We start from the raw sequence: 26,634 nt of genomic DNA, 5'->3' as shown, positions 1-26,634 counted from the left end.
GTCCACCGCGAAATATAAAAAGGAGCGAGCCGCTAGGATCGCTCCTCAGTTTACGTTGCCTGAGTGGGACGCCTCAGAGCGCCTTCTTAACCTTGTCCTTCACGTCGCCGTAGGCCTTCTGTGTCTTGCCAGCGACCAGATCTACCTTGCCTTCAGCTTCCATCTTGCGGGAGCCGGTCGCCTTGCCGGCTGCTTCCTTCACCGCACCTTTGGCCTGCTTGGCCACACCTTTGACCTGATCTGTATTGGGCATGTTTTCCATCCTTCATAACAGCCGATCGCGGCCGTGCAGGAAAACGGGCTCATGTCGCTTTGGTTGCGCGCGGGCACAAAAAAACGGGGCGGCATCGCTGCCGCCCCGCTGATAACTGGCTGGTAGCCGGACTTATTAGAAGTCCATGCCGCCCATGCCACCCATGCCGCCCGGCATTGCCGGAGCCGGGGTGTCCTTCTTCGGAGCCTCGGCGATCATGGCCTCGGTGGTGATCAGCAGGCCGGCAACCGAAGCAGCGTCCTGCAGAGCGGTACGGACGACCTTGGTCGGGTCGACGATACCGGCAGCGATCATGTCGCCGAACTCGCCGGTCTGGGCGTTGTAGCCGAAGGTGGACGACGCGTTCTCGAGGATCTTGCCGACAACGACCGAAGCCTCGTCACCAGCGTTCGTGGCGATCTGGCGAGCCGGAGCCTGCAGAGCGCGACGGATGATGTTGATGCCGGCTTCCTGGTCAGCGTTGGCGCCCTTGGCCGAGAGGTTGGCCGAAGCGCGCAGGAGCGCGGTGCCACCACCCGGAACGATACCCTCTTCCACAGCGGCGCGGGTTGCGTTCAGAGCGTCGTCGACGCGGTCCTTCTTCTCCTTGACCTCAACCTCGGTCGCACCGCCGACGCGGATGACGGCAACGCCGCCAGCGAGCTTGGCGAGACGCTCCTGGAGCTTCTCACGGTCGTAGTCCGAAGTGGTCTCTTCGATCTGCTGCTTGATCTGGGCAACGCGGCCCTCGATCTCGGCCTTCTGGCCAGCGCCGTCGACGATGGTGGTGTTCTCCTTGGAGATCTGCACCTTCTTCGCACGGCCGAGCATGTCGAGAGTGACGTTCTCGAGCTTGATGCCGAGGTCTTCCGAGATCACCTGGCCGCCGGTGAGGATCGCGATGTCCTCGAGCATGGCCTTGCGGCGGTCGCCGAAGCCCGGAGCCTTGACGGCAGCGATCTTGAGGCCGCCGCGCAGCTTGTTGACGACGAGCGTGGCAAGAGCCTCGCCCTCGACGTCCTCAGCGATGATGACGAGCGGCTTCGAGGTCTGGACGACAGCCTCGAGGACCGGCAGCATCGACTGCAGGTTGGAGAGCTTCTTCTCGTGCAGGAGGATGTAGGCATCCTCGAGATCGGCGACCATCTTCTCCGGGTTGGTCACGAAGTACGGCGACAGGTAGCCGCGGTCGAACTGCATGCCCTCGACGACCTCGAGCTCGGTCTCGGCGGTCTTAGCTTCCTCGACGGTGATGACACCCTCGTTGCCGACCTTCTGCATGGCCGACGCGATCATCTCGCCGATTTCCTTCTCGCCGTTAGCCGAGATGGTGCCGACCTGAGCAACCTCTTCCGAGGTGTTGATCTTCTTCGTGGCAGCGGCCAGCTGTGCGACGACGTCAGCGACAGCGAGGTCGATACCGCGCTTCAGGTCCATCGGGTTCATGCCGGCTGCGACAGCCTTGTGGCCTTCCTGGACGATCGCCTGAGCGAGAACGGTCGCGGTGGTGGTGCCGTCACCAGCGAGGTCGTTGGTCTTCGAAGCGACTTCGCGGACCAGCTGGGCGCCCATGTTCTCGAACTTGTCCTCAAGCTCGATTTCCTTGGCGACCGAGACGCCGTCCTTGGTGATGCGCGGAGCGCCGAACGACTTGTCGATGACGACGTTGCGGCCCTTCGGGCCGAGGGTAACCTTCACCGCATCGGCGAGGATGTTGACGCCGCGCAGCATGCGCTCACGAGCATCACGGGAGAAACGTACTTCTTTAGCAGCCATATTCAGCTCCAATTTTCACGGCCGTTCGCGAAACGAACCAGCCGGAATGAGAAATGAGAATTCGAGAGGGGGCGGCCTGAAATCAGCCGATGATGCCCATGATGTCGGATTCCTTCATGATCAGGAGGTCCTGACCATTGAGCTTGACCTCGGTGCCCGACCACTTGCCGAACAGGACGCGGTCACCAACCTTGACGTCCAGCGGAAGCAGCTTGCCGGTCTCGTCGCGAGCGCCCGAGCCAACCGCGATGACTTCGCCTTCCTGCGGCTTTTCCTTGGCAGTGTCCGGAATGATGATGCCGCCAGCAGTCCGCTCCTCGGACTCAACCCGGCGCACAACGACACGGTCATGGAGCGGGCGGAAATTCGTATTTGCCATCTCTTGGTTCCTCAACAGGATAAAGGTTCCCTCTTCCGGCAGGGCGCCGGCTGTTTAGCACTCACCGAGGGAGAGTGCTAACATGCCGCGAGAGATAGTGAGGGGCCCAAGGGGAGTCAATATCGAGGGCAACGTTTTGGTTACCGGGCGGAAGAACGCCTGATCGTCGCCACCCAGTTGCGGGCGATCTTCAGGCCCACCGCATCGGCAGCCGGGCCGAAACGCGCGGCATCCTGCGGGTGGCGCTCGGGCCAGTCGGGCTGCTTCTCCGCAATCCAGTCGGCGAACTCGGCGCTCCACTGCTCGACGACCTTGCGGTCAGCCTCGAAGTGAAACTGAATGCCATATGTGGCGCGGCCAAGGCGGAACGCCTGATTGTGCACCTTGATCGAGCCGGCAAGGCGGGTGGCGCCGCGCGGCAGGATGAAGGTGTCATCGTGCCACTGGAAGATCGGGAAGGACGGGTCGACGCCCCTGAAGATCGGATCCGACTCACCCTCATCGTTCAGCTCGATGTTCTGCCAACCGAATTCCGTCGCGCCACCGATGATGTTTTCCGCGTTGTAGGCTCGGGCGAGCAGCTGGCTGCCGAGGCAGATGCCGAGCACAGAGCGACCCGCGTCGGTGAACTTGCGGATCAGCTTGAGCAGGTCCGGGAAGTAGGGATGGGTGTCGTCCGCGAGCGCATTCTGGCCTCCGCCGAGCACGATCAGCGCATCGTGCGCCGAGGCATCCTTCGGCAACGGGTCGCCGAGATAGGGGAAAATCGTCTCTATTTGCGCTTTGGCCTCATCCAGTGCTGTTCCGAGAAGACCAAGACCAGTGCCCTGGAAATTCTGGACGACAAGGACGCGCATCAAAGCCTCTTCTTCATGTGGTGCAAAAAGCGCTGCGAGCGATAGCATGAGGCTCGCGCGACAGAAAGAGAGATGGCCTGTGCCACTGCAAAATCGGGTGGATCCGTACGGACAAATTCATGCGGCACAGCAGCGCGGGATATTCACCGGCAATCGAGGCGTGATCCACGATCCTGAAACCCGGACGTTGCTTCGGCGGCGATGGACGACGAAGGCCTGGATCATCTGCACGCTGGAACATCCGCGAGGCATCCGCCGCGAGCCCATGGGCAGGAACTCGCCTTCCGGCGGCGCGGGCTGGACCGAGCTTTTCTTTCTCGATGAGCCGACCGCCCTTGCTGCCGGGCATCGCCCCTGCTTCTACTGCCGGCGCGAGGCGGCGAAGCTGTTTCGCCGGTGCTTTTCCGGCTCGCCGTCCGCGCCGGAAATGGACGCCGTCCTCCATGCGGAACGACTCGCAAGCGGCGGCACTGCGCAGCAGCTTACGCCCGCCAAGGTCGCCGTCCTGCCGGACGGTGCATTCGTTGCGGACAGCGAAAGAGCATTTGCTGTTCGCTCCGGCCAGCTGCTTCCATGGAGCTTCGGCGGGTACGGCGGCCCGATGCCCGTTCTTCAGAGCGCCGACTGCTGGTTGCTGACGCCACCATCGACCGTCGCCGTGCTGCGCAACGGCTACTCCCCCACCTGGCATCCTACTGCCGCCGAACGCTGACAAGGGAACTCTCAACGGGGAACGCGCCAGGACTTGACCCGGCCGCGCGCGCGCCGCATCACCAGCCGATGCGTGCAAACTATCGTCTTCAGCGGCTGTTCGTGCCGCACGACCTCAGCTCCGGCGTCTCCTTCGACGCCGACAAGAGCCAGAGCCACTACCTCGCTCACGTCCTTCGCATGGCCGAAGGCGCGGAGCTGCTCGTCTTCAATGGCCGCGACGGCGAGTGGAAGGCCACGGTCAAGGCGGTGGGCAAGAAGGCGGTGCAGCTCGCCGTCGAGGAGCAGACGCGCCCGCAGCCCGAAACGCCGGACCTCATCTACGCCTTCGCGCCGCTGAAGGTGGGCCGCCTCGACTATCTCGTGCAAAAGGCAGTCGAGATGGGCGCGGGCGTGCTGCAGCCGACGCTGACCCAGCACACGCAGGCGCCGAAGGTGCCGGTCGAGAAATACGAGGCCAACGTCATCGAGGCAGCCGAACAGTGCGGCGTACTGGCCGTCCCTGCGGTGCGCCAGCCGGTGAAGCTCGAGCGGCTGCTCGCCGAATGGGAGAAAGACCGGCGGCTGATCTACTGCGACGAGAGCGCGGCGGGCGACAATCCGCTGCCGATCCTGCAGACGATAGAGGAAAGGAAACTCGGCCTGCTGGTCGGCCCCGAAGGCGGCTTTTCGGACGAGGAGCGGAAGATGCTGACCGCCCTCCCCTTCGTCACAGCTATCCCGCTCGGGTCGCGCATCCTGCGCGCCGATACGGCTGCGGTTGCAGCGATGGCGGTGATGCAGGCGACGCTGGGCGACTGGCGGTAGAGGTTCAGGATCAACTTCCTGTCATCGAACGCTCAGGATTTTTCACTTGATCGCCAGCCTCTCTTGCGGTCAACACTCGCCTCGCTGCCGTATATTGAGGGCGGCCCCACGAGTTGAGGAAACGAAATGGCGCGTGACACGACCGATTTTCGGCCGATTGAGGGGTTTGACGAACTCGTTTCCTACCTCGCAGCCGGCAACAAGCCCAAGGAAGAGTGGCGAATCGGCACCGAGCACGAGAAGTTCCCGTTCTACGTCGACGGCAACCGGCCGGTCCCCTATGGCGGCGACAAGGGCATCCGTGCCCTGCTCGAAGGCATGCAGCGCCTGCTCGGCTGGGAGCCGATCATCGATGCCGGCCACATAATCGGCCTTGTAGAGCCGACCGGCCAGGGCGCGATCAGCCTCGAGCCCGGCGGCCAGTTCGAGCTGTCCGGCGCACCGCTGAAGACGATCCACCAGACCTGCCGCGAGGGCAACGCCCACCTTGCGCAGCTGCGCGAAATCGCCGAGCCGCTCGGCATCCGTTTCCTCGGCCTCGGCGGCAGCCCCAAATGGACGCTGGCGGAAACGCCGCGCATGCCGAAGTCGCGCTACGACATCATGACCGCCTACATGCCCAAGGTCGGCACCAAGGGCCTCGACATGATGTACCGCACCTGCACGATCCAGGTGAATCTCGACTTCTCCTCGGAAGCCGACATGCGCCGCAAGATGCAGACCTCGCTGAAGCTGCAGCCGCTTGCGACGGCGCTGTTTGCGAGCTCGCCCTTCACCGAGGGCACGACGAATGGCCTGCAGAGCTGGCGCGGCGACATCTGGCGCGACACCGACAATGCACGCGCCGGCATCAAGGAGTTCTTCCTCGCGCCGAACTTCGGCTTTGCCGACTATGTCGAGTGGGCGCTCGACGTGCCGATGTACTTCATCATCCGCGAGGGCCGCTATTTCGACGCTACCCACGTTACCTTCCGCCAGTTCATGAACGGCGCGCTGAAGGACGAAATCCCGAACGGCGTCCCGACGATGGGCGATTGGGCGAACCACCTGTCGACCCTGTTCCCCGATGTGCGCCTCAAGCGCTTCCTCGAGATGCGCGGCGCGGACGGCGGCCCGTGGCGGCGCATCTGCGCGCTGCCTGCCTTCTGGGTCGGCCTGCTCTACGACGACGCCGCACTCGATGCCGCCGAGACGTTGACCAGCGACTGGACCTACAACGAAGTCATCCAGATGCGCGACGAGGTGCCGGCACAGGGGCTCGCCACCAAGCTGCGCAATCGCACGCTGCGCGAAGTCGCGCGCGAGGTTCTGGAAATTTCCCGTTCGGGCCTTGCCGCCCGCAACCAGAAGAACCGCGAAGGCTACGACGAGACCGGCTATCTTGCCCCGCTTGAGGAAATCGTCGCGCGCGGCAGCACCAGCGCCGAGGAAATGGTCAAGGCCTTCCACACCCGCTGGGGCGGTTCGATCGAACCGGTGTTCCTCGAATTCGCCTATTGAGTCCGGCGCGATTGCGCTACGCTCCCTCGGATCGACAACGAGGGAGAATGCCATGTCGTCACTATTCGACATGCTGACCAGCGCGCAGAACGGCCAGGCCATCCAGCAGATGGCCCGCCAGTTCGGTCTTTCGCAACAGCAGGTTGAGGCCGCGCTGGAAGCCTTGCTGCCTGCTTTCAGTCAGGGGCTTAAGCGCAACGCGTCGAACCCCTACGACCTCGGCTCCTTTCTCCAGGCGCTCGCATCCGGCCAGCACGCCAGGTACTTCGATGACGCGACCAACGCTTTCTCGCCGCAGGGCGTCGCCGAAGGCAACGGCATCCTCGGCCACCTGTTCGGGTCCAAGGACCTTTCGCGCGCAGTCGCCGCGCAGGCCTCGCAGATGACCGGCATCGGCCAGGAAATCCTGAAGCAGATGCTGCCGGCGCTTGCCACCATGATCATGGGCGGACTGTTCAAGCAGACCGCCGGCCAGACGCAGGCGGCGGCCGGCTTTGGCGGTCAAGGCAATCCGCTGCAGGAAATCATCGAACAGATGATGCGCCAGGCAGGCGGCGGGGCATCGCCCCAACAGCAGCGCCGCGCGCCGGAGCCTGAACCCGAGCAGGCTTCTCCCTTCGACAATCCGCTTGGCAAGATCCTTGAGGGCATGTTCGGCGGCGGCCAGGCAAGCGAGCCGCAGCGGCCGACCTCGCGGACGCAACCGCAGGACCCGTTTGCCGACAATCCGCTCGGAAGGATTTTCAGCGACATGCTGCGCGGCGGACGCCAGGCCGAGGAAGAGGAGCCTGCGCCGCGCCAGACGACGCAGCGCGCCCAGCCGCGCGCGAACCCCAGCGGGCGCCAGCGCAGTCCTTACGACGACCTGTTCGGCGACATGTTCGAGGCCGGCCGCAAGACGCGCGACGACTACGAGAAGAATGTCGGCTCGATCTTCGACCAGTTCCTGCAGGGCATGAGGCGCAACTAGGCTTCAATAAAAAAGCCCGGCCATCTTGCGACGGCCGGGCAGGCTGCAGGCATTCCGAAGGGGACATCGGGGCTTGGGAGCTCTGTGCCTGCGTAAACCTTTGTCAGCAGACATGCCGTGCGGCGGCCATGATCTGCGCGCGCTCGTGTGCGAGGCGGCCAAGCTGGGTTGTCGGATCGACATGCAGCGGCATGTTCATTGCCGCGCGCAGGTCTTCGCGGTCCAGGCCGATGTCCTCGAGCTGAATATCCGTCATGTCATTGAGCTCGCTGAGATGACGACGATTGATGAGAGCACGCATAATGGCGCGCAGGCCGTTGAATACCTGCTCCCAGGTCGTAACCGGGCGCGCGGGTGCGGCGGCTACCTTCGGGGCGGATTCCAGGGCGATCATCGTCTTTCTCCTCTTTGACGAAGGCACGAGCAGAGCCGCTCTCCGGGACCATCCCGCAGCGCTAAAAAACTCTCTCAATGCCAGCTGTTGTGCGAATTATGGATCGCACAGGCGCATTGATTAATCCAACGAATGTTTTAATGTTTGGGTTCAGCATTTTTGATGGATTGCTCAAATGCCCGCGCCGCTCGACCTCGACCAGTTGCAGACATTCGTCGCCATTGCCGACTCCGGCAGCTTCACCAAGGCTGCGGAAGAGGTTCACCGCACCCAGTCGGCCGTCTCGATGCAGATGCGCCGGCTGGAGGAGCGGATCGGCAAGGACCTCTTCGTCAAGGAGGGACGCACCAACCGTCTTACCGAAGAAGGCGAGCGTCTGCTGACCTATGCGCGACGCCTTTTGCGCCTCAACCGCGAAATCCTTGCCGCCTTCGATGACACCAGCCTGGAGGGCAGCATCCGCATCGGCACGCCGGACGACTATGCCGACCGGTTCCTCCCCGAGATCATGGCGAGATTTGCCCGCTCCAATCCTCGCGTCGAACTTTCGGTAACGTGCGAGCCGACGATCAACCTGCAGGAGCAGATCCGGCGTGGCCAGCTCGACATCGCCATCGTCACGCATGACAACGATCGCGGCACCTCCGAGGTCGTCCGGCGCGAGCCGCTGCTGTGGGTGACTTCGGCCAACCATTCGATCCACAAGGAAGAGGTGCTGCCCATCGCCGTCGGGCGCACCACATGCATGTGGCGTCGCGCTGCCTGCGACATGCTCGACGCGATGGGGCGCGACTACCGCATCCTCTTCACCAGCTGGTCGGCGACGGTCATCATCGCAGCGGTGCTGTCCGGCCAGGCGGTGTCGGTGCTGCCGGAATGCGCGCTCCGTCCCGGCATGCGCGTGCTCGGCGAGGCGGACGGCTTCGGCCAGCTGCCCGACGTGCGCATCGGCATCATGCGCGGTCACACCAGCCAGCCGGAGCTGGTCGACGCGCTTGCGCGCCATATCGCCGAAAGCCTCGACAACATCTCGCTGCCGCAGGTCGACGAGGCAGGCCAGTTCGACTTCGCCGGCGTTACCTACGGCCGGGGAAAACGCCTGCGCCCCAGCCACATATTGCCGGGATGGTGACTTGACCTCACCTGCTTGGCTCTGCCCAATCAGCGGATGAGCGATTTCTTCCCCGGCAACGATTCGCCGACCAACGCTGCCGAATACACGGTCAGCGAGATCTCCGGCGCGCTGAAGCGCACCGTCGAGGACACGTTTGGCAATGTACGGGTGCGCGGCGAAATCTCCGGCTATCGCGGACCGCACTCATCGGGCCACGCCTATTTCGCGCTGAAGGACGAGCGTGCCCGCCTGGAGGCGGTGATCTGGAAGGGCAGCTTCGCCCGCCTGAAATTCCGGCCCGAAGAGGGCATGGAAGTGATCGCTCACGGCAAGCTGACCACCTATCCGGGCTCTTCAAAATACCAGATCGTCATTGAAAGCCTCGAGCCCGCCGGCGCCGGCGCGCTGATGGCGCTCATCGAAGAGCGCCGCCGCAAGCTTGCCGCCGAGGGCCTGTTCGACGACACCCGCAAGCGGCGGCTGCCATTCATGCCGATGGTCGTCGGCGTGGTGACCTCGCCGACGGGCGCCGTCATCCGTGACATCATCCACCGCATCTCCGACCGCTTCCCGCTGCACGTCATCGTCTGGCCGGTGCGCGTGCAGGGCGAGACGACCGGCGCGGAAGTCTCCGCGGCTGTTGCCGGCTTCAACGCGCTCGACCCGAACGTGCCGATCCCGCGCCCCGACGTGCTGATCGTGGCGCGCGGCGGTGGCAGCCTTGAGGATCTTTGGGGTTTCAATGATGAGGCGGCGGTGCGGGCAGTCGCTGCGTCTGCCATCCCCGTTATTTCCGCGGTGGGTCACGAAACCGACTGGACCCTGATCGACCACGCTGCCGATGTGCGTGCACCGACACCGACGGGTGCGGCCGAGCTTGCGGTCCCGGTGAAAGCAGAACTCGAAGCCACGGTGGCGAGCCTTGCGGCGCGCCTCAAAGGCGCGATCTCTCGCTGCACGGACCGCAAGCGGCAGTCGCTGCGCGCGGCCGCGCGCGCCCTCCCCTCGCCCGACCAGTTGCTTGCTCTGCCGCGCCGCCGCTTCGATGAAGCGTCAAGCCGGCTGGAACGTGCGCTCGTTGGCAACACCGAAGCAAAACGGCTGCAGCTGCGGGGCCTGCGCCTTTCACCGGCTATCCTCGACCGCCGCGTTCGGGAAGCACGTCGCCGCTTCGACCGCGACGCGGCCCGGGTTTCGCCGGAAGCGCTGTCGCGCCGACTTTCCCAGCATGCACAGTCGCTTAGCCTGCTGACGCGCCGGGGCGACGCCTGCCTCGAGCGCCGTCTGGAACGCTCTGCCGAGCGCCTGCATCGCGCATCGCTGCGCCTGCGCATCGAACCCATCGAAGTCCAGCTGCGCGAACGCCGCCGCCGGCTCGAACAGGCCGGACGCCTGCTGCGCAGCGTTTCCTACCAGTCGATCCTCGACCGTGGCTTTGCGCTGGTGACAACCCCTTCCGGCGAACTCGTCCGCCGCGCCGCGAACGTTACGCGCGGCGACGAGCTGGCTCTCGAATTCTGTGACGGCAAGGTCGCGGTCATCGCCTCCGGCGGCGGCCAGCCCCCAAAGCCGAAGGKAAAACCCGCCGCAAAAGCGCCAGGTGGCGAGCAGGGCTCGCTGTTCTAGGCCGAGCTATCCCTTATCCGGGCAGTTCTCGGCCTGATCTGCGGCCTTGGCTGCCGCGGTTTCCTCGCCTTCCTGCTGCGCTTCCACGTCCTGCTGCGAGGTGGCGATGTCGGTGTTGCCGCCACCTTCTTGAGAGGCCAGCGGCATGGTGCCGCCGTCCTTCTGGGCCGTTTCTTCCTGAGCGGGCGGATTTGCGGTCGTGGTGGAGTTGCTGGTTGCCTCGGTTTCGAGCGGCGCGGTCGAGCCGTCCTTGGCGACCGGTGCCGTCTTCGGCTGGTCTGAGGTGCTGGCGCTGGTGGTTGGATCGACACAGTCGGCTATCGCCATGCCCATTGGCAAAGCCGTGAGCGCAGCTGCGAGCGTCATCGTCTTAAAAAGTTTCATGTCGGAGCCCTTTCATCCTGGGAGCACCGAACAGATTAGCGTCGCCTAATGTTCCTCGCCTTGCCTCCGTCCGCTCCGGGATCACCATGGAGGCGAGCCACGCACGACCAAAGCCAGGAAATGCCTTGGAAAAACTGAATGTAGGGGGAAGAGATGGTACGGTTGGCTGGGATCGAACCAGCGACCTCCGGATCCACAATCCGGCGCTCTAACCAGCTGAGCTACAACCGCACACGGCAGCCTCACGGGCTGGCTGGCTATTACGGGCTATCGGATCAGATTTCAAGCCCGTTCCGCACGAAGTTTGTAGAGAAATAGAAAAAGGCCGGGGGGAGGAGGACCCGGCCTTTCTCTGTGAGAGACCGGCGGGAGGAGGAGCCGGCCTTCTATCCTGCGATCGGGAGGGAGGAGGATCCGTCTCGCAGGGAACTTGTCGAACTAATGCCTCAGGCGAACTTAAGTTCCGCCAGGGTGGTGTCGAAAGCGTCCTTCATTGGCTTGGAGACGTCCGCCGCAGCTTTCTGGGTCAGCGACTGGAACTCCTTGGCCTGCTCGGCAACCGATTCGGCCGACTTGCGGAAGTACGAAGTCTGCAGCTCGATCACTTCCGAGAACGTGCGGGCCTTCGCCAGCGCCTCGAGGTGCGAGAAACCAGCCTCGGTGTTGGCGCGGGCGGCGGCAATTGACTTCAGGGAAATCTCGGTGCCGGCGTTGCGTGCGGTCTCGAAGGTCGATTCGAAGGCCTTCTGTGCGGTCTCGACGCCGGACTTGAACTTGGCGTAGGCTTCCTTCGACTGTTCGACGCTCTGCTCGGTGAAAGCACGGAACTGTTCCGTGGTCCTGGCGGCGTCGAAAGTCGGGAATTCGATAGTCTCGGCGGTATTGGCAGTGGCTTTATTCATAGCTCTGTCCTTCAAACTCTCTGTGTCAACAGCAGGATAGGCGCCGCAGAACATGTTGAATGCTATATAGGACATTTTTTGCTGCATTGCAACAATGATGTTGCGACGCACAAAGCAGCAACCGTGCCGGCGTTAACCAACACGCGAGAATTGAAGGCGCACAACAGCGCGTTTTCTGGACGTTGGGGCCTGGGCCCTTTATTAACAATCAGTTAAGTGTCGGGGGCCCTGCGGCCCGAGCAGTTCAGGTTCGTGAATGGCGTCTGGTGCAGTCTCGTTTATCGACATCGCCGTCCTGGAAGATGTACGGGCGCGCTTTGCTACGGGCGATGCGCTGGCGATTCTGTCGATCGACCTTGAGGAGGTGATCTGGGCCAACGGCCCGGGTGCCGCGCTGCTCGGCTATCCCGACATCGAAACCGTGATGGGCGCTTCACCCGGCCTCGCGCTCGCCGCACGCCGGCAGATCGAGGCCACGCCCGGCTTTCCGCGAATCGGCCGCAACCGGCCTGTTGCCGTGCGCCTTGCCAGCGGGACCGGCAGCCGGCTCGTGCCCTTCCTTGCAAGCGGCATCACCCTTCCCGACGGAACACCGGTGATCCTGCTGGCGGAGCCCGCGAAGGTCAGCACCTCGCTCGACGAATCGGAAGCGGCCGCGCGGGCGATCCAGGGTTTTGGCGAGGCCGGCTATTTCGCCGCGATGCTGGATGCATCCGGCAGGCTGTCAGCCTCGTCCCCCGGCTTCGGCGAGCTCGGTATTGCACCCGCGACGCTGGAGACACTGGTCGCCGACGTCGCGCAGGAGCGCGACCGGCTGGTCAAGCGTCTCATCCCAGCTAGGGGCGGGATGATTCCGGCGGGTCTTGCCCGCCTCACCGACGAGCCGGCGACTCACCTGTTGATCACGGCACAGACGCCGGTGGAGACGGAGGCGGAGATCCCCGCCCCCGCGCAGGAAGCGGCAGCCGCGCCGGTCGAGCCGGTTTCCGAATCAGAGCCGGTGGACGATCTTCCCCTCCCTTCCGATGCCGACCTTCCCGATCTCGTTGCAGAGGCTGCACCGGCTCCGGAAGCGCCGCGTTTGGAAGCTGCGGCCCCCGGCGAACCCGACGACTGGTACTTTGCCGGCGACAAGCAGGGAGCGGAACCGGACGCTGAAGCGGACGACACCGTCAGTTCTTCGCCCGCCCCTGCCCCGGCAAAGCCGGACCCGGTCCGCTTCGTCTGGCGCACGGACGCGAACGACGCGTTCAGCTCTATATCCGATGAGTTCGTGCAGGCAGTCGGCCCCGAGGCGGCGAACGTGATCGGCCGCCCGTTCGGGGAAGTGTCCGAACAGCTGGCGCTGGACCCGTCCGGCGAGATCATCAAGCTCTTGCAGCGGCGCGACACCTGGTCTGGCCGCACGGTGCTGTGGCCAATTGCCGGCACTGACCGCGCCGCACCCGTCGATCTCGCAGCGCTGCCCGTCTACAACCGCGACCGGGTGTTCGAAGGCTTTCGGGGGTTTGGCGTGGTGCGTATCGGCGATGCCGTGGAGGATCCGGCAGCGCGCGGCCTGAAACTTCGCCCCCCGGCGTTCGAGATCCCGCAAACAGCCGAGGGAGAGCCGCCGGCTGGAACAGAGCAGCCTGCGGTTACGGCCGACGCTGCGCCTGAAGAAACAGCGGCACCGCAGGTTGTGCAGACCAACGACAACAAGGTGATCCGCCTCGCCGAGCACCGCTCGCAGCAGCGGCATGAACGCCGTCTGTCGCCCTCTGATCGCTCGGCGTTTGAAGAAATCCGCGCGCGGCTGCAGCAGGATTTCTTGGCCAGCGAGGCCGAGAAAAAGGCTGAGCAGGAGACCGCGAAAGAAGCTGAGGCTCCGGCTGAGGAACCAGAGGCCGCGACGATCACGGAGCTTCCCGAGGAAATCCAGCCCGAGACTCTCGCGCCGCAGGAAGAGCACACATCTCCCGCGCCCGAACCCGTCAATCACCTGACCGAGATGGACGGCGGCTCCGACGCGGAAGTTACCGAGGAGCCCCTGTCGGCAGAGCTTGCAGAAGAGCCCGTCGAGGCCAAAGACGCCGAAGAGTCAGCCGAAACCGTAAGAGCGGAGTCTGAAGAGACTAGAGAAGCCGAAGCGGGCGAACCGGCTGAGGCAGAGGACGCAGAGGCGGAGCCCGAAGCCGTCGCCGAGGAACCGGTCCAGCCCGAGCCTGTCCGCCCGCAACCTGTTGAGGCCGAGACGCAGACGCCGCCAACGCTCCAGGGCCTGATGCCGTCAGCCTTCGCCAGCAGTGGCGGACGGCCGAGCGTCGATCCCGAGCTGGTGGCCGGGTTGCCGATCCCGCTGCTGATTCACGCCGGCGACGAGCTCTATTTCGCCAACCGCGAGTTCCTGTCGCTGACGGGCTACGCCAGCCTCGACCAGATCCGCCGCGAGGGCGGGCTCGACCGGCTGTTCGTCGACTGCAATGGCGAGGAGCGCGAGGGCCACGCCGGCCGCGTCACCGTCCGAACGCTCGGCGGCGAGGAAATTCCCGTCGACGCGCACCTGCAGTCGGTGCGCTGGTACGGCCGCTCGGCGCTGCTTTTGTCGCTGCGCCGCAAGGAGCCGGAACAGGTGATCGTGCAGCAGCCCGAGCCGGCGCGCGCGGCGGAGCCGCGGCAGGAAGACGTCGACCGCGAGGTCGCGATGCTGCGCACCATCATCGACACGGCCACCGACGGCGTCGTCCTCATCAATGCGGACACGACGATCCGCTCGATCTCGAAGCCCGCCGAGGCCCTGTTCGGCTTCGACAGCGCGCAGGTCGAAGGCAAGCCATTCCACACGCTGTTTGCCATCGAAAGCCGCAAGGCGGCGCAGGACTACCTCGCCGGCCTCTACGGCAACGGCGTCGCCAGCATCCTCAATGACGGGCGCGAGGTGATCGGTCGTGAGGCACAGGGGCGCTTCATCCCGCTGTTCATGACCATCGGCAAGCTGCCGGAAGACAGCGGCTACTGCGCCGTTCTGCGCGACATTACCCAGTGGAAGCGCGCCGAGGAGCAGCTGACCCAGGCCCGCGCTCAGGCCGAACGCGCCTCCTCACAGAAGACCGAGTTCCTGGCGCGAGTCAGCCACGAGATTCGCACGCCGCTGAACGCCATCATCGGCTTTTCCGAGCTGATGATGGACGAAAAGTTCGGGCCGATCGGCTCCGACCGCTACCGCGACTACCTGCGCGACATCAACCGCTCGGGCAATCACGTGCTCGACCTCGTCAACGACCTCCTCGACATCTCTAAGATCGAGGCGGGCGAGCAGGAGATGCACTACGAGGCGGTGTCGCTGAACGACTCGCTCGCCGAGACGGTGGCGATGATGCAGCCGCAGGCCAATCGCGAGCGCGTCATCATCCGCTCGTCGCTCGCCTCGAACCTGCCGGAAGTGGTGGCGGACCTGCGCAGCGTGCGCCAGATCGCGCTGAACCTTCTCTCCAACGCGATCCGCTACACGCAGGCGGGCGGCCAGGTGATCGTCTCCACCTCCTACGAGCCGTCGGGCGATGTGGTGATGCGGGTGCGCGACACCGGCATCGGCATGACGCTCGCCGAGATCGACCAGGCGCTGAAGCCGTTCAAGCAGATCAATGCGCTCAAGCGCGGCCGCCGCGACGGGACCGGCCTCGGGCTGCCGCTGACGAAGGCCATGGTGGAAGCCAACCGCGCCCGCTTCACGATTACCTCGACGCCGGGCGAAGGCACGATGGTGGAAGTCGTCTTCCCGTCGACCCGCGTGCTCGCAGAATAGCGAGCCTTATCTGCGGCCCTCGTGGCGCAGGATCAGTCCCACGAACAGGCTGGAGAACAGCACGATCATCAGCGCGTGCGGAGCCGCCTCCGCCATCATGCCTTCTGACGTGCGGGAGAACACGGTCGTTGCCAGCGTGCTGTAGCCAATAGGCGCGAGCAGGAAGGTGATCGGCAATTCCTTCACGATCATGATGAAGACCAGCAGCGCGCCGGACAGCATCGAGGTGCGCAGTAGCGGGAAGGTCGTCAGCATGAAGGACGCGAACGGCCCGTGCCCCAGCGAGCGCGACACTTCCTCGTAGCGCGGGCCGATCTGCAGCAACCGGCTGCGCACCGGGCCGATCGCAAGCGCAAGGAACGTCATCACATAGGCGAAGATCAGCAGCGTCGCGGTCTGGTAGAGCCAGGGTGCTGCACGCAGGGCGAAGAACGCCATCGACAGGGCGAAGGCGAGCGGCGGGMCCGCGTAGCCGAGATAGACCAGTCGGTCGAGCGCGGAGGACGCAGGCGACGGGAAGCGGACGGTGAGGTAGACCACCGGCACCGCGAGGGAGATTGCAATCAGTGCCGCCGGCACGGCGACCAGCGCGGTCCGGTAGAAGGCAGTCGCGACCTCGCCAGGGTCGACGAGCGGGCCGGCGCGCCAGATCCAGTAGCTCAGCACCATCAGCGGCAGGCCGATCGAGGCAATGTAGACTGAGGTGAGGAACAGCCAGACGAGCGGGCGCGCCCGGCCGAGGGGAATCGGTGCAGCCCGTCGCGCCGCGCCCTTGCCGGTGCGGACGTAGCGGCGCCCGCGCAGCCGCGCTTCGATCAGGATGAAGGAGAGCGTCACCGCCATCAGCATCAGCGACAGCCAGGCCGCATAGACGCGGTCGAAGGCGCCGGAATACTGCGTGTAGATGGCGTAGCTGAACACCTCGTAGCGCATCAGTGCGATGACGCCGAAGTCGCCGAGGACATAGAGGCCGATCACCAGCCAGCCGGACAGCAGTGCCGGCACAAGGTGCGGCACGACCACCGCGAAGAAGGTCTGCCACGGCGTGCGGCCGAGGCTGCGGGCGGTCTCCTCGAGACCGGGATCGAGACCGAGCAGTGAGGCGCGCAGGTTCAGGAAGAGATAGGGGAATGTGTAGAGCGACAGCGCCAGCACCGAGCCCGTCAGGCCCTCCGGGCGCGGCAGGCGGATGCCGAAGAAGTGGCTCGCAAAGCCGTAGTAGCCCGACAGGCCGATGAGCGCATAGGCCATCACATAGCCCGGCACCGCCAGCGGCAGCACGCCCATGGTGGCGTGGAACTTCTTGAACTTCAGGTCGCTGCGCACGACGAGCCACGCCAACGGCAGCGCGATCAGCGTCGTCATCAACAGGACACCAAGCGTGAGCGCCAGCGTGTTGCGCAGGAGAAGCAGATTGCGCTCGCGGAAGACAATCTCGGCAAGCGTCGCGGCGTCGGCCTCGAGTGAGCGGGCAACGAGGTAGACGAAGGGCAAAAGCATCCCCACTGCTACAATCACGGCAGGGACCAGCAGAAACAGATGCGGGCGCCGCTTCTGCGACGCCCGCGAGGATGCAAGCATGGTTGTCAGAGCAGGCCTACTTCACGCAGCAGAGCCAGCGTTCCTTCAAGGTCGCTGATCTGGTCGATGTCGATCTTGGGGCTGATCTCCTGCACGGTCGCGAAGGATTCCAGCGTCGTGTTGACGATGAGGCCCGGGATCACCGGATACTCGTTGCCCTGCAGCGTGATGTACTGCTGCGCGACCGGCGACAGGAGATATTCGAGGAATTTCTTCGCGTTCTCCTGGTTGTCGCTCGCCTTGACGATGCCGGCCCCGGCGACGTTCAAGAGGTTACCGATGTCACCTGCCTTGAAGTGCGTCATCGCCACCGGATAGTCCGGATCCGTCGCGAGGTAGCGGCCAAGGTAGTAGTTGTTCACCAGCCCGAAATCGACCTCGCCATTGGCGATGCCCTCGATCTGCGCGCCGTTGTTCTTGTAGACCTTGGCCTCGTTGGCGATCATGCCTTCGAGCCACTTCTTGGCGGCGTCGTCGCCATTGGCGACGCGGTAGGCGGTCACGAACGCCTGGAACGAACCATTCGTCGGCGCCCAGGCAACCTTGCCCTTGTACTTCGGGTCGGTCAGGTCGTCGATCGAGGCCGGAAGATCGGCCTCTTGCACGCGCTCCTTCGAGTAGACGAGCACGCGCGAGCGGCCGCTGGTCGGAACCCACTTGTTGTTGACGTTCCTGAAGGCCTCGGCCACGCCCTGGTTCATCTCGGGCGGAAGGTCAGCAAACAGCGGGGCAATGGCACCAAGCGCGCCACCATCCTGCGCCCAGAACACGTCGGCCGGCGACTGATCGCCCTCTTCCTGCAGAAGCGTCGCGAGCTCGGCCGTGCCGGCATAGCGGACGTTGGCCTTGATGCCGGTATCTTCCTCGAACTTCTTGATGACAGGGCCGATCAGCGCCTCGCCGCGACCGGAATAGATCGTCAGTTCCTGCGCCTGTACAGCAGCCGGAATACTTAGCGCCAGCGCAATAAAACCTGCGATAAGGCTCCTCATGCTCATGCTCCAGTTCAAGGTTGAACAGATGACATTGGGAGCATCACGGCGGGACAACCATCCTCTCCTTTAGATGCCCTGAAAGACCGGTACATTAGATGAGCGAGAAGTTCAAGTTTTATTCGGAACGGCCCATTCTGCTACCAGAACTACTTGCTTAACCCGCTAAGCAATAAAAAAAAGCGCTCCCGAAGGAGCGCCTGAAAAGTTTTCTCAGAAAGGCTGTCACACAAGGGCTTGAGCGACCCTTCGCCGGAGCGACGGACAACAATGTCCCTCAAGTTGTGTGCGACTATCGGGCCGCCGGAGTTAACAAATCCTTGCCGGGGTCCTGACAGTTTTACCGATCGATAGTCTCCCTGAAATCTAGGTAAATTCCGGGGCAAGGAACCGTTAACCCTTAGTTCTGCAGTTCCGGCAGGTCGCGGAAAAGCTCCAGCGCCTCGGGATTTGCCAGCGCCTCCTTGTTCTTCACTTCGCGGCCGTGAACGACGTCACGTACCGCCAGCTCAGTGATCTTGCCGGACTTGGTGCGAGGAATGTCGGCGACGGTAACGATCTTCGCCGGCACGTGGCGGGGGCTCGCCCCGGTGCGGATTTTCGTGCGGATCTTCTGTTCGAGCGCCGCATCGAGCTTCACGCCCGGCGCCAGCCGCACGAACAGGACGACGCGCACGTCGCCCTCCCAATCCTGACCGATGCAGATAGCCTCGAGGATCTCGTCGAGCTGCTCGACCTGGTTGTAGATTTCCGCCGTGCCGATGCGCACGCCGCCGGGGTTGAGCGTCGCGTCCGAGCGTCCATGGATGATCATGCCGTCGTGCTCGGTCCATTCGGCGAAGTCGCCATGGCACCAGACATTGTCGAAGCGCTCGAAATAAGCCGACCGGTACTTTTTGCCCTCCGGGTCGTTCCAGAACATCACCGGCATCGACGGGAACGCCTTCGTGCAAACGAGCTCGCCCTTCTCCAGGCGCACCGGCTTGCCGTCGTCATTCCACACGTCCACCGCCATGCCGAGGCCCGGCCCCTGGATCTCGCCGATCCATACGGGCAGCGTTGGCACGCCGAGCACGAAGCAGGAGACGATGTCGGTGCCGCCCGAGATCGAGGCAAGATGCACGTCTTCCTTGATGCCCTCATAGACGAAGCGGAAGCACTCGGGCGCAAGCGGCGAGCCGGTCGAAGAGATGACGCGAACCGACGACAGGTCGTGCGTGTCGATCGGGCGCAGGTCCGCCTTACGTACGCTGTCAATGAACTTCGCCGAGGTGCCGAAGTAGGTCATCTTCCAGTCGCGGGCGTAGTCGAAGATGGCATTGCCGTCCGGATGAAACGGAGAGCCGTCGTAGAGCAGCAGCGTCGCGCCGGAGGCGAGGCCGGTGACGAGCCAGTTCCACATCATCCAGCCGCAGGTGGTGAAGTAGAAGAAGCGGTCGCCGTCGCGAATCCCGGCGTGCAGCCGGTGCTCCTTCACATGCTGCAGCAGCGTGCCGCCGGCCGAGTGGACGATGCACTTCGGCACGCCAGTCGTTCCCGACGAAAACAGGATGTAGAGCGGGTGGCTGAACGACAGCCGCTCGAAGGTGAGTTCCGCAGGCTGATAAGGTGCAAGCGCCGCCTCAAGCGCCTCGGCCTTGTCGATTTTCGCAGCAACGCTTGCCGCCGCTCCCAGATAGTCAACGACAAATGCCGCGCGCACCGTCGGCAGCTTGTCGAGCACCGCCGCAATCTTGGCGCCGACGTCGATGCGTTTGCCGGCATACCAGTAGCCGTCGGGCGCAATGAACAGCACCGGCTCGATCTGGCCGAAGCGGTCGAGCACGCCCTGTTCGCCGAAGTCGGGCGAACAGGACGACCAGATCGCCCCCAGCGATGCAGCCGCCAGCATGCCCGCAACCGTCTCCGGCATGTTCGGCATCATCGCCGCTATGCGGTCGCCCGCCTTGACCCCATGAGCGCGGAACAGCTGCTGTATGCGCGAGACCAGCGCGCGCAGCTCGTCCCACGACAGTACGCGTTCAACCTTGTCCTCACCGCGGAAGACGATCGCCTCCGCGCTGCCGCTCTTCTTCAAGAGGTTTTCCGCGAAGTTCAGCTTCGCGTCGGGGAAGAACTTTGCGCCCGGCATCTTGTCGCCGTCGACCAGCACCCGCTCGCCACGCTCGCCGACGATGCCGCAATAATCCCAAATGAGCGACCAGAAGGCCTCGCGGTCGTTGATCGACCAGTCGTGGAGGGCCCGGTAGCTGTCCAGCTTCGTGCCGCTTAGCTGTTCTGCCCGCCTTGCAAACTGGCTGATCGCGGCGCTTGCGATAGCCTCGGGTGACGGACTCCAGAGCGGGGATGCTTGCGACATATGCCTTCCTCCAAATGCATGTCGCGTCGGACTAAGCACAGGCCGAACGGACTACGCAAGCACCCGACCGGCAGATGTCCTGTTGGAAAACGCCACCTCGGGGCCACAAAAGGTTGAAATTGCCTATAGGTGGGAACGAAAGGGCGTAATACGCTCCACGCTCAGGGTGAATGCGAGGTCGGATGGGCTTGTCTACGGTCAAGAAGGGTATCGCTGCGCTCGCACTGCTCCTTCTGCTCGCGTTGCTGTTCGTGACTATCCTGCCATGGATCGCGTCGACACAGATCGTGCGCGACCGCATCGCCTATGAGCTCTCCCTCTGGAGCGGTTATCGCGTCGCGCTCGGCGAGGCGCCGCAGCTCGAGGTGTGGCCCGCCTTCCGCGCGACCCTGCGCGACGTCTCGTTCCATGAATGGTCGGGCGAATCGCAAGCGGTCCTGGAGGCTGACCGGCTCGTCGTGTCGCTGTCGCCGCTTGCTGCGGTACGCGGGCGCATCGAGATGTCCGCGATCGCTATGTACCGTCCGTCGCTGCGGCTTACGCGTACCGAGACCTCACTGGAGCTCCCCGCTTCCCCCGGCGGCGGCCGCATTGTTCAGGCGATCCAGGCGGCCAAACGGCTGATCACCGCGGATCCGAAGAACCCGGATGTCACCTCCCTCCCCTCTGACGCCTTCGGCACCGTGGAATTCTCTGACGGCAGGATCGCCCTCGTTGACGGCGACAATATCGAGAGCCTGACGAACCTGACCGGCAAGATCACCTGGCCGGCGCTCAACCGCACGCTGCGCATCACTGCAAACGGCGTCTGGCGCGGGGAATCCGTTAATGTCGAGGCGTCGGCGGCTACGCCGCTGATCCTGATGGGCGGCGGCAACGGCGACGTGACGGCATCGCTCAAATCGGCCTTGGTGGAGGCCTCATTCGAGGGCAAGGTCAACTTCAGCGGCGAGCGCTTCTTCGAAGGCAACGGGCAGATCAACACGCCGGCGCTGCGGCGCATGCTTGATTGGGCGCAGATACCGATCACGCCGAGCGGCACCATCGGCCCGGTTACGCTGACCAGCAACATCCGGGGCAACGCCCAGCGCGTGCGTCTTGAATCTGTCGCGCTCAACTTCGGCGGCAATAACGGCACCGGTGTCATCGACATCGCCTTTGCCGATCCCGTTCCCGCGATCTCCGGCACGCTCGCCTTCGACAAGCTGGACCTTCGCACCTACCTCGCCGGCTTCACCTCCATCGCAACCGGCAGGGGCAGCCTGTCGCAACCGCTTGAGACCGGCATCGCCCACCAGATGGCCCTCGACCTGCGGCTGTCTGCGGCAACGGCCACGCTCGGCAACGCCGAGCTCACCGACGTCGCCGCCTCGACGCAGGTCAAGGGGCCGCTGATGGCGCTCGACCTGTCGCACGCCAACGGCTTCGGCGGCGAGTTGCAGGCGGGCCTTCGCATCGACAAGGCCGACGACAAGAAGACAGTCGAGATCCGAATGATAGCCACCGAGGTGGAGGCGCTGCAGCTTGCAAAGGCGGCGGGAGCAGAAAAGCTGCTGCCGCAGGGCCGTACCAATATTTCCGTCATGCTCAAGGGCACCGGAGATGACTGGAACGCCGTGCTTGGCTCGGCGGAAGGCTCCGTCACCACAACCCTTGGCCAGGGCTCACTCGGCGGCCTCGACCTCGCCAAGTTCCGCAACCGCTGGGCGGCCGGCGGCTTCTTCGCGCTGTCGGAAGTGGCGGGCGGTCCCATCGCCCTCAAGGGTGCCGACTTCAAGGCCAAGGTGACCGGTGGCGTTGCGCGGATCGAGAAGGCGGACGTCTTCCTCGACGACCAGCGCGTCTTCTCCTTTACTGGCATCATCCCCTATTTCGGGCGCGCGCTTGCAATCTCAGGCAAGCTCGAGCCGATCCTGCCGGACGGCACGCGCGGCCTTGCCGAGCTGCCGTTCTTCATCGGTGGGGCTTGGGATTCGCCTTATGTCGCGCCGGTCGTTCCCTCTGAGCAGCAGGAAGAGGCCCGGCCACAACCGCAGGCAGAACAGCAGCAGTAGAGCGCAGGCCTAGTTTGCCTGCGCCGCCGCCTGCTCGTCGCGCTGGCGCTGGATGTCGCGCCGCTTGTTGACGATCGCCGCCGCCAGCACGCCGATCGTCACCACCCCGATCAGCAGCGTGCAGACCGCATTGATTTCCGGCGTCACGCCGAGGCGGACCTGGCTGTAGATGCGCATCGGCAGCGTGGTTGCGCCTGGACCCGAGGTGAAGCTCGCGATCACCAGGTCGTCGAGCGACAGGGTGAAGGCCAGCATCCAGCCGGAAACGACCGCAGGCAGGATCACCGGCAGCGTGACATGGATGAAGGTCCTGAACGGCGTGGCGCCAAGGTCCATCGCCGCTTCCTCGAGCGAACGGTCGAAGCTCATCAGGCGCGACTGCACCACCACCGCCACGAAGCACATGGTGAATGTGATGTGCGCGAGAACGATGGTCAGGAACCCGCGATCGAGGCCGACTGCCACGAACAGCAGCAGCAGCGACAGGCCGGTGATCACCTCCGGCATCACCAGCGGCGCGAATACCATGCCGGAGAACAGGAAACGGCCGCGGAAGCGTGTGTAGCGCACGAGCGCAAGGGCCGCGAGCGTGCCGAGCACCGTGGCAACCGTCGCCGAGATGAAGGCGACGCGCGCCGTAACCCATGCCGCATCCAGCAGAAGGTGGTTCGACAGCAGCGAGGCGTACCACCTCGTCGAGAACCCTCCCCAGACCGTGACCAGCTTGGAGTCGTTGAACGAATAGATCACCAGCAGCACGATCGGCAGGTAAAGGAAGGCAAAGCCGAGGACGAGCGCGGTGATGTTGAAGCGGCTGAGCTTGCCCTGCATGTCAGCGCTCCTGTTCCTGAGAACGCGCCTGGGCACGCTGGAAGAACATCATTGGCACCACCAGGATCAAAAGCAGGACCACCGCCACCGCCGATGCCACGGGCCAGTCGCGGTTGCCGAAGAACTCGTTCCACAGCGTCTTGCCGATCATCAGCGTCTGCGAGCCGCCGAGTAGGTCGGGGATGACGAACTCGCCGACAGCCGGGATGAACACCAGCAGGCAGCCCGCGACGACGCCCGGCAGCGACAGCGGGAAAGTGATCTTCCAGAAGGCGGAGATCGGCGGACAGCCGAGGTCCTGCGCCGCCTCGATCAGCGAGAAGTCCATCTTCTCGAGCGTAGCGTAGAGCGGCAGCACCATGAACGGCAGGTACGAATAGACGATGCCGATGTAGATCGCCGTGTGCGTGTTCATGATCTGCAGCGGCGAGTCGATGACGCCGGCCCACATCAGGAACTGGTTGAGGAGGCCCTCCGGCTTGAGGATGCCGATCCAGGCGTAGACGCGGATCAGGAAGCTCGTCCAGAACGGCAGGATGACCAGCATCAGCAGCACCATGCGGATCGAGCTCGGCGCGCGCGCCATAGCATAGGCCATCGGATAGCCGACCAATAACGCAAGGAAGGTCGAGATCGCGGCGATGACGACGCTGGAGATGTAGGCGTTGAAGTAGAGCGGATCGTCAACCAGCCACAGATAGTTGGCGAAGGACAGCTCCTTCACGTTCTCCCAGAAACCCGAAAGCCCGTCCTCCCAGCTGAACACCGGGAAATACGGCGGCATGGAGATCGCCGTCTCCGACAGCGAAATCTTGAAGACGATCGCGAAGGGCGCGAGGAAGAAGACCAGCAGCCAGAGATAGGGGACGACGATCACCAGCCGGCTGAGGATAGCCGACAGGACGGTTCCGCCCGGCCCGTGCGAAGCACTTGCCTCGCTCGCCGGTCGGGTCACTGCGCTCGCCTGGGACATGTCATCTACTCCAGGCTAGCGGGTCAGAACCACGCCGGCATCCGGCGCGAAGGAAATCCATGCCCGATCGGACCAGGTCAGCGGGTCCTCGCTGACGCGGGCGCTGTTAAGCGCGCTCGCCTTCACGACCTGACCGTCGCCGAGCTTGATGTGGTAGACCGTCATGTCGCCGAGATAGGCGATATCCCAGACCTCGCCTTCCATCGCGTTGGCGGCGGTCTCCGGCCGCTTGGACGTGACCCTGATCTTTTCCGGACGGATCGCAAACGCGACGTCCGCGCCGGGGGCGGCGTCGCCGGCGTTCTCGACCGAAATCTGCGCGCCGCTGTTACCCTTGATGACGACGCTGTTGCCGTTGCGGCTGGTGACGGTTCCTTCCAGCATGTTCACGCTGCCGACGAAATCGGCGACGAAGCGCGAGCTCGGCGCTTCGTAGATTTCGGCGGGCGTTGCGACCTGCATCACCTTGCCCTTGTCCATGATGGCGATGCGGTCGGCCATGGTCATGGCCTCCTCCTGGTCGTGCGTGACGACGACGAAGGTAAGGCCCAGATCCTGCTGCAGGTCCATGAGTTCGAACTGGGTTGCCTCGCGCAGCTTCTTGTCGAGCGCGCCGAGGGGTTCGTCGAGGAGCAGCACCTTCGGGCGCTTGGCGACCGAGCGGGCAAGCGCGACGCGCTGGCGCTGGCCGCCCGACAGCTGATGTGGCTTGCGCTTGGCGAACTGCTCGAGCCGGACGAGCTTGAGCATTTCGGCGACACGTTCGGCAATCTGAGCCTTCGGCATGCCGTCCTGCTTGAGGCCGAAGGCGATATTGGCTTCCACGGTCATATGCGGGAAAAGCGCATAGGACTGGAACATCATGTTGACCGGCCGCTTGTAGGGTGGAATGCCGGCAAGGTCCTGGCCGTCGAGCAGGATGCGACCCGAAGTCGGCGTCTCGAAGCCGGCCAGCATGCGCAGCAGCGTGGACTTGCCGCAGCCGGACGCGCCGAGCAGCGCAAAGAACTCGCGTTCGTAGATGTCCAGCGACAGGTCGTTGACCGCAGTGAAGTCGCCAAAACGCTTGGTCACATTCTGGAACGAGATGTAGGGCCGCGCCTGTGGATCATTCCAGGGTGCGAAGCTCCTGCGGATGCTACCAAGCGATTTCATTGTCGAGGTTCCCCGTCCCGATCATTGCGCTGGCAAGGCAGCGCCGGCAGCTTGTGCCGGCGCCGCGCTATGTTGCTTACTGGCCGGTGACGACCTTGGTCCACAGGCGCGTCACCAGACGCTGCGTGCGGCTGTCATACGGCAGGTGCGTGAAGAGCGTCTTCTTCGCCTCGTCGTCCGGATAGATCGCCGTGTCTTCGAGGACTTCCTCGTCGATGAATTCCTGCGAGGCGAGGTTGCCGTTCGCGAAGTAGACGTAGTTGGTCGCCTTGGCGATGACTTCCGGCTCCATGATGAAGTTCAGGAACTCGTGCGCTTCCTCGATGTGCGGCGCGTCGGCCGGGATCGCCATCTGGTCGAACCACATCTGGGTTCCTTCCTTCGGCGCCACATAGGCGACGGTCACGCCCTGGTCGGCCTCGGCGGCACGGTCGCGCGCCTGCAGCACGTCACCCGACCAGCCGACGGCCAGGCAGATGTCGCCATTGGCGAGCGCGTTGATGTATTCCGACGAGTGGAACTTGCGGATGTGCGGACGGATCGACAGCAGCACTTCCTCGGCCTTGGCCAGGTCCTCGGCCTCATGGCTGTTCGGATCGATGCCGAGATACTGCAGCACGATCGGCACCATGTCGCTCGGGGAATCCAGCATGTAGACGCCGCAGTCGGCGAACTTCGCCGCGTTCTCCGGCTTGAAGAGGACGTCCCACGAGTCGATCTTGTCGGTGCCCATGATCTCGGTCATCTTCTGGACGTTGTAGCCCAGACCGATCGTGCCCCACATGTAGTTGATCGAGTAGTCGCCGCCCGGATCGTACTTGTCGGTCTGCTGGCTGACGAAGTCCCACATGTGCTTGAGGTTCGGCAGCTTGTCCTTCTGCAGCTTCTGGAACACGCCCGCCTGAATCTGGCGCGAGAGGAAGTTGCCGGTCGGCACGACGACGTCATAGCCCGAGCCGCCCGACAGAAGCTTGGTTTCCAGAAGCTCGTTGGAATCGAACACGTCGTAGACGACGCGGATGCCGGTCTTCTCCTGGAACTCGCTGATGATGGAATCGTCGATGTAGTCGGACCAGTTGTAGACGTTGACGACGCGGTCCTGTGCCTGAGCTGCCGCCGAAAAAGCCACAGCGGCGAGTGCAGCCGACGAAAGCAACAGCGCTTTGCGGATCATGATGTTCTCCTCTGAAAAGTGTTTTTGCCCCGGGCCGACACCCTGCCCTCCCGCTGCA

Annotated in this window: 22 protein-coding genes and 1 tRNA gene; 8 read left to right on the top strand and 15 right to left on the bottom strand. The window is 64.1% G+C overall.

What is annotated here, in order from left to right:
• Window positions 1-73: 73 nt before the first annotated feature.
• From L610_RS06995 to L610_RS06980, 4 genes are all read right to left on the bottom strand, one after another.
• The gene (locus L610_RS06995) at window positions 74-262 is read right to left on the bottom strand and encodes a CsbD family protein (RefSeq protein WP_186441376.1); all 189 of its coding nucleotides are present in this window, start codon (window positions 260-262) and stop codon (window positions 74-76) included.
• Window positions 263-388: 126 nt separating this feature from the next.
• The gene (gene groL, locus L610_RS06990) at window positions 389-2,029 is read right to left on the bottom strand and encodes a chaperonin GroEL (protein ID WP_144703802.1); all 1,641 of its coding nucleotides are present in this window, start codon (window positions 2,027-2,029) and stop codon (window positions 389-391) included.
• A gap of 82 nt (window positions 2,030-2,111) precedes the next feature.
• The gene (gene groES, locus L610_RS06985) at window positions 2,112-2,408 is read right to left on the bottom strand and encodes a co-chaperone GroES (protein WP_024848629.1); all 297 of its coding nucleotides are present in this window, start codon (window positions 2,406-2,408) and stop codon (window positions 2,112-2,114) included.
• Between the two features lie 140 nt (window positions 2,409-2,548).
• Window positions 2,549-3,265 carry a type 1 glutamine amidotransferase gene (locus L610_RS06980; protein ID WP_144703800.1) on the bottom strand — a complete coding sequence of 239 codons (717 nt, stop codon included), beginning with the start codon at window positions 3,263-3,265 and terminating at the stop codon, window positions 2,549-2,551.
• 79 nt (window positions 3,266-3,344) lie between these two features.
• On the opposite strand from L610_RS06980, the gene L610_RS06975 reads away from it, so the two are divergent.
• The 4 genes from L610_RS06975 (at window position 3,345) to L610_RS06960 (ending at window position 7,253) form a co-directional block, all read left to right on the top strand.
• Window positions 3,345-3,977: a hypothetical protein gene (locus L610_RS06975; protein WP_144703869.1), complete on the top strand. Its 633-nt coding sequence runs from the start codon at window positions 3,345-3,347 to the stop codon at window positions 3,975-3,977.
• 68 nt (window positions 3,978-4,045) lie between these two features.
• Window positions 4,046-4,783: a 16S rRNA (uracil(1498)-N(3))-methyltransferase gene (locus L610_RS06970; protein WP_144703797.1), complete on the top strand. Its 738-nt coding sequence runs from the start codon at window positions 4,046-4,048 to the stop codon at window positions 4,781-4,783.
• A 126-nt stretch (window positions 4,784-4,909) separates the two neighbouring features.
• Complete coding sequence (locus tag L610_RS06965) at window positions 4,910-6,283, top strand: glutamate--cysteine ligase (protein WP_144703795.1); 1,374 nt, start codon at window positions 4,910-4,912, stop codon at window positions 6,281-6,283.
• A gap of 52 nt (window positions 6,284-6,335) precedes the next feature.
• Window positions 6,336-7,253, top strand: a complete 918-nt coding sequence (locus L610_RS06960) for a DUF937 domain-containing protein (protein WP_144703793.1) — start codon at window positions 6,336-6,338, stop codon at window positions 7,251-7,253.
• Between the two features lie 103 nt (window positions 7,254-7,356).
• Here the strand turns inward: L610_RS06960 and L610_RS06955 are convergent, their stop codons facing one another.
• On the bottom strand, window positions 7,357-7,647 hold the full coding sequence (locus L610_RS06955) for a DUF1127 domain-containing protein (RefSeq protein ID WP_144703790.1): 291 nt from the start codon (window positions 7,645-7,647) through the stop codon (window positions 7,357-7,359).
• A gap of 175 nt (window positions 7,648-7,822) precedes the next feature.
• On the opposite strand from L610_RS06955, the gene L610_RS06950 reads away from it, so the two are divergent.
• Together L610_RS06950 and xseA are read left to right on the top strand one after the other, a co-directional pair.
• The gene (locus L610_RS06950) at window positions 7,823-8,779 is read left to right on the top strand and encodes a LysR substrate-binding domain-containing protein (RefSeq protein ID WP_024848621.1); all 957 of its coding nucleotides are present in this window, start codon (window positions 7,823-7,825) and stop codon (window positions 8,777-8,779) included.
• Between the two features lie 36 nt (window positions 8,780-8,815).
• Window positions 8,816-10,387, top strand: coding sequence for an exodeoxyribonuclease VII large subunit (xseA, locus tag L610_RS06945; protein ID WP_144703787.1), 1,572 nt, complete (start codon window positions 8,816-8,818; stop codon window positions 10,385-10,387).
• Window positions 10,388-10,393: 6 nt separating this feature from the next.
• Here the strand turns inward: xseA and L610_RS06940 are convergent, their stop codons facing one another.
• The 3 genes from L610_RS06940 to L610_RS06930 form a co-directional block, all read right to left on the bottom strand.
• Complete coding sequence (locus L610_RS06940) at window positions 10,394-10,771, bottom strand: hypothetical protein (RefSeq protein WP_144703784.1); 378 nt, start codon at window positions 10,769-10,771, stop codon at window positions 10,394-10,396.
• A gap of 154 nt (window positions 10,772-10,925) precedes the next feature.
• Window positions 10,926-11,002: transfer RNA gene (locus L610_RS06935), tRNA-His, on the bottom strand.
• A 215-nt stretch (window positions 11,003-11,217) separates the two neighbouring features.
• Window positions 11,218-11,673 (bottom strand): phasin, encoded by a 456-nt coding sequence (locus tag L610_RS06930; protein WP_144703781.1) that lies wholly within the window; start codon window positions 11,671-11,673, stop codon window positions 11,218-11,220.
• Between the two features lie 256 nt (window positions 11,674-11,929).
• Between L610_RS06930 and L610_RS06925 the strand changes: the two genes are divergently transcribed.
• Complete coding sequence (locus tag L610_RS06925; RefSeq protein WP_144703778.1) at window positions 11,930-15,457, top strand: histidine kinase dimerization/phospho-acceptor domain-containing protein; 3,528 nt, start codon at window positions 11,930-11,932, stop codon at window positions 15,455-15,457.
• A gap of 6 nt (window positions 15,458-15,463) precedes the next feature.
• On the opposite strand, the gene L610_RS06920 is transcribed toward L610_RS06925, so the two are convergent.
• From L610_RS06920 to L610_RS06910, 3 genes are all read right to left on the bottom strand, one after another.
• A complete protein-coding gene (locus L610_RS06920) occupies window positions 15,464-16,957 on the bottom strand; it encodes an iron ABC transporter permease (RefSeq protein WP_246658949.1) in 1,494 nt (497 codons plus the stop codon).
• Between the two features lie 86 nt (window positions 16,958-17,043).
• Entirely contained in the window at window positions 17,044-18,030 is a 987-nt protein-coding gene (locus tag L610_RS06915; RefSeq protein WP_144703772.1) for an iron ABC transporter substrate-binding protein, read from the bottom strand.
• Between the two features lie 400 nt (window positions 18,031-18,430).
• Window positions 18,431-20,389: an acetoacetate--CoA ligase gene (locus L610_RS06910; RefSeq protein WP_144703769.1), complete on the bottom strand. Its 1,959-nt coding sequence runs from the start codon at window positions 20,387-20,389 to the stop codon at window positions 18,431-18,433.
• 188 nt (window positions 20,390-20,577) lie between these two features.
• Between L610_RS06910 and L610_RS06905 the strand changes: the two genes are divergently transcribed.
• The gene (locus tag L610_RS06905) at window positions 20,578-22,443 is read left to right on the top strand and encodes an AsmA family protein (RefSeq protein ID WP_186441374.1); all 1,866 of its coding nucleotides are present in this window, start codon (window positions 20,578-20,580) and stop codon (window positions 22,441-22,443) included.
• Window positions 22,444-22,452: 9 nt separating this feature from the next.
• On the opposite strand, the gene L610_RS06900 is transcribed toward L610_RS06905, so the two are convergent.
• The 4 genes from L610_RS06900 to L610_RS06885 all read right to left on the bottom strand — a co-directional run bounded on the left by L610_RS06900 (window position 22,453) and on the right by L610_RS06885 (window position 26,576).
• Window positions 22,453-23,274: an ABC transporter permease gene (locus tag L610_RS06900; RefSeq protein WP_024848612.1), complete on the bottom strand. Its 822-nt coding sequence runs from the start codon at window positions 23,272-23,274 to the stop codon at window positions 22,453-22,455.
• Window position 23,275: 1 nt separating this feature from the next.
• Window positions 23,276-24,247 carry an ABC transporter permease subunit gene (locus tag L610_RS06895; RefSeq protein WP_144703763.1) on the bottom strand — a complete coding sequence of 324 codons (972 nt, stop codon included), beginning with the start codon at window positions 24,245-24,247 and terminating at the stop codon, window positions 23,276-23,278.
• Between the two features lie 15 nt (window positions 24,248-24,262).
• Window positions 24,263-25,402: an ABC transporter ATP-binding protein gene (locus tag L610_RS06890; RefSeq protein WP_024848610.1), complete on the bottom strand. Its 1,140-nt coding sequence runs from the start codon at window positions 25,400-25,402 to the stop codon at window positions 24,263-24,265.
• Between the two features lie 76 nt (window positions 25,403-25,478).
• The gene (locus L610_RS06885) at window positions 25,479-26,576 is read right to left on the bottom strand and encodes a polyamine ABC transporter substrate-binding protein (RefSeq protein ID WP_024848609.1); all 1,098 of its coding nucleotides are present in this window, start codon (window positions 26,574-26,576) and stop codon (window positions 25,479-25,481) included.
• Between the last annotated feature and the right edge of the window lie 58 nt (window positions 26,577-26,634).

Source organism: Aminobacter sp. J44, from assembly GCF_007829415.1.
GTDB lineage: Bacteria > Pseudomonadota > Alphaproteobacteria > Rhizobiales > Rhizobiaceae > Aerobium.
Note: the sequence above shows the minus strand (reverse complement) of the source record. Positions and strands in the feature narration are given on the sequence as shown.

Coding starts and splice junctions, on each gene's coding strand:
- L610_RS06950 (WP_024848621.1), top strand. CDS start 7,823: ATGCCCGCGCCGCTCGACCTCGACCAGTTGCAGACATTCGTCGCCATT.
- L610_RS06900 (WP_024848612.1), bottom strand. CDS start 23,274: ATGCAGGGCAAGCTCAGCCGCTTCAACATCACCGCGCTCGTCCTCGGC.
- L610_RS06925 (WP_144703778.1), top strand. CDS start 11,930: ATGGCGTCTGGTGCAGTCTCGTTTATCGACATCGCCGTCCTGGAAGAT.
- L610_RS06960 (WP_144703793.1), top strand. CDS start 6,336: ATGTCGTCACTATTCGACATGCTGACCAGCGCGCAGAACGGCCAGGCC.
- L610_RS06885 (WP_024848609.1), bottom strand. CDS start 26,576: ATGATCCGCAAAGCGCTGTTGCTTTCGTCGGCTGCACTCGCCGCTGTG.
- groES (WP_024848629.1), bottom strand. CDS start 2,408: ATGGCAAATACGAATTTCCGCCCGCTCCATGACCGTGTCGTTGTGCGC.
- L610_RS06910 (WP_144703769.1), bottom strand. CDS start 20,389: ATGTCGCAAGCATCCCCGCTCTGGAGTCCGTCACCCGAGGCTATCGCA.
- L610_RS06940 (WP_144703784.1), bottom strand. CDS start 10,771: ATGAAACTTTTTAAGACGATGACGCTCGCAGCTGCGCTCACGGCTTTG.
- L610_RS06930 (WP_144703781.1), bottom strand. CDS start 11,673: ATGAATAAAGCCACTGCCAATACCGCCGAGACTATCGAATTCCCGACT.
- L610_RS06965 (WP_144703795.1), top strand. CDS start 4,910: ATGGCGCGTGACACGACCGATTTTCGGCCGATTGAGGGGTTTGACGAA.
- L610_RS06955 (WP_144703790.1), bottom strand. CDS start 7,647: ATGATCGCCCTGGAATCCGCCCCGAAGGTAGCCGCCGCACCCGCGCGC.
- L610_RS06890 (WP_024848610.1), bottom strand. CDS start 25,402: ATGAAATCGCTTGGTAGCATCCGCAGGAGCTTCGCACCCTGGAATGAT.
- L610_RS06915 (WP_144703772.1), bottom strand. CDS start 18,030: ATGAGGAGCCTTATCGCAGGTTTTATTGCGCTGGCGCTAAGTATTCCG.
- L610_RS06995 (WP_186441376.1), bottom strand. CDS start 262: ATGGAAAACATGCCCAATACAGATCAGGTCAAAGGTGTGGCCAAGCAG.
- groL (WP_144703802.1), bottom strand. CDS start 2,029: ATGGCTGCTAAAGAAGTACGTTTCTCCCGTGATGCTCGTGAGCGCATG.
- L610_RS06895 (WP_144703763.1), bottom strand. CDS start 24,247: ATGTCCCAGGCGAGCGCAGTGACCCGACCGGCGAGCGAGGCAAGTGCT.
- L610_RS06970 (WP_144703797.1), top strand. CDS start 4,046: ATGCGTGCAAACTATCGTCTTCAGCGGCTGTTCGTGCCGCACGACCTC.
- L610_RS06980 (WP_144703800.1), bottom strand. CDS start 3,265: ATGCGCGTCCTTGTCGTCCAGAATTTCCAGGGCACTGGTCTTGGTCTT.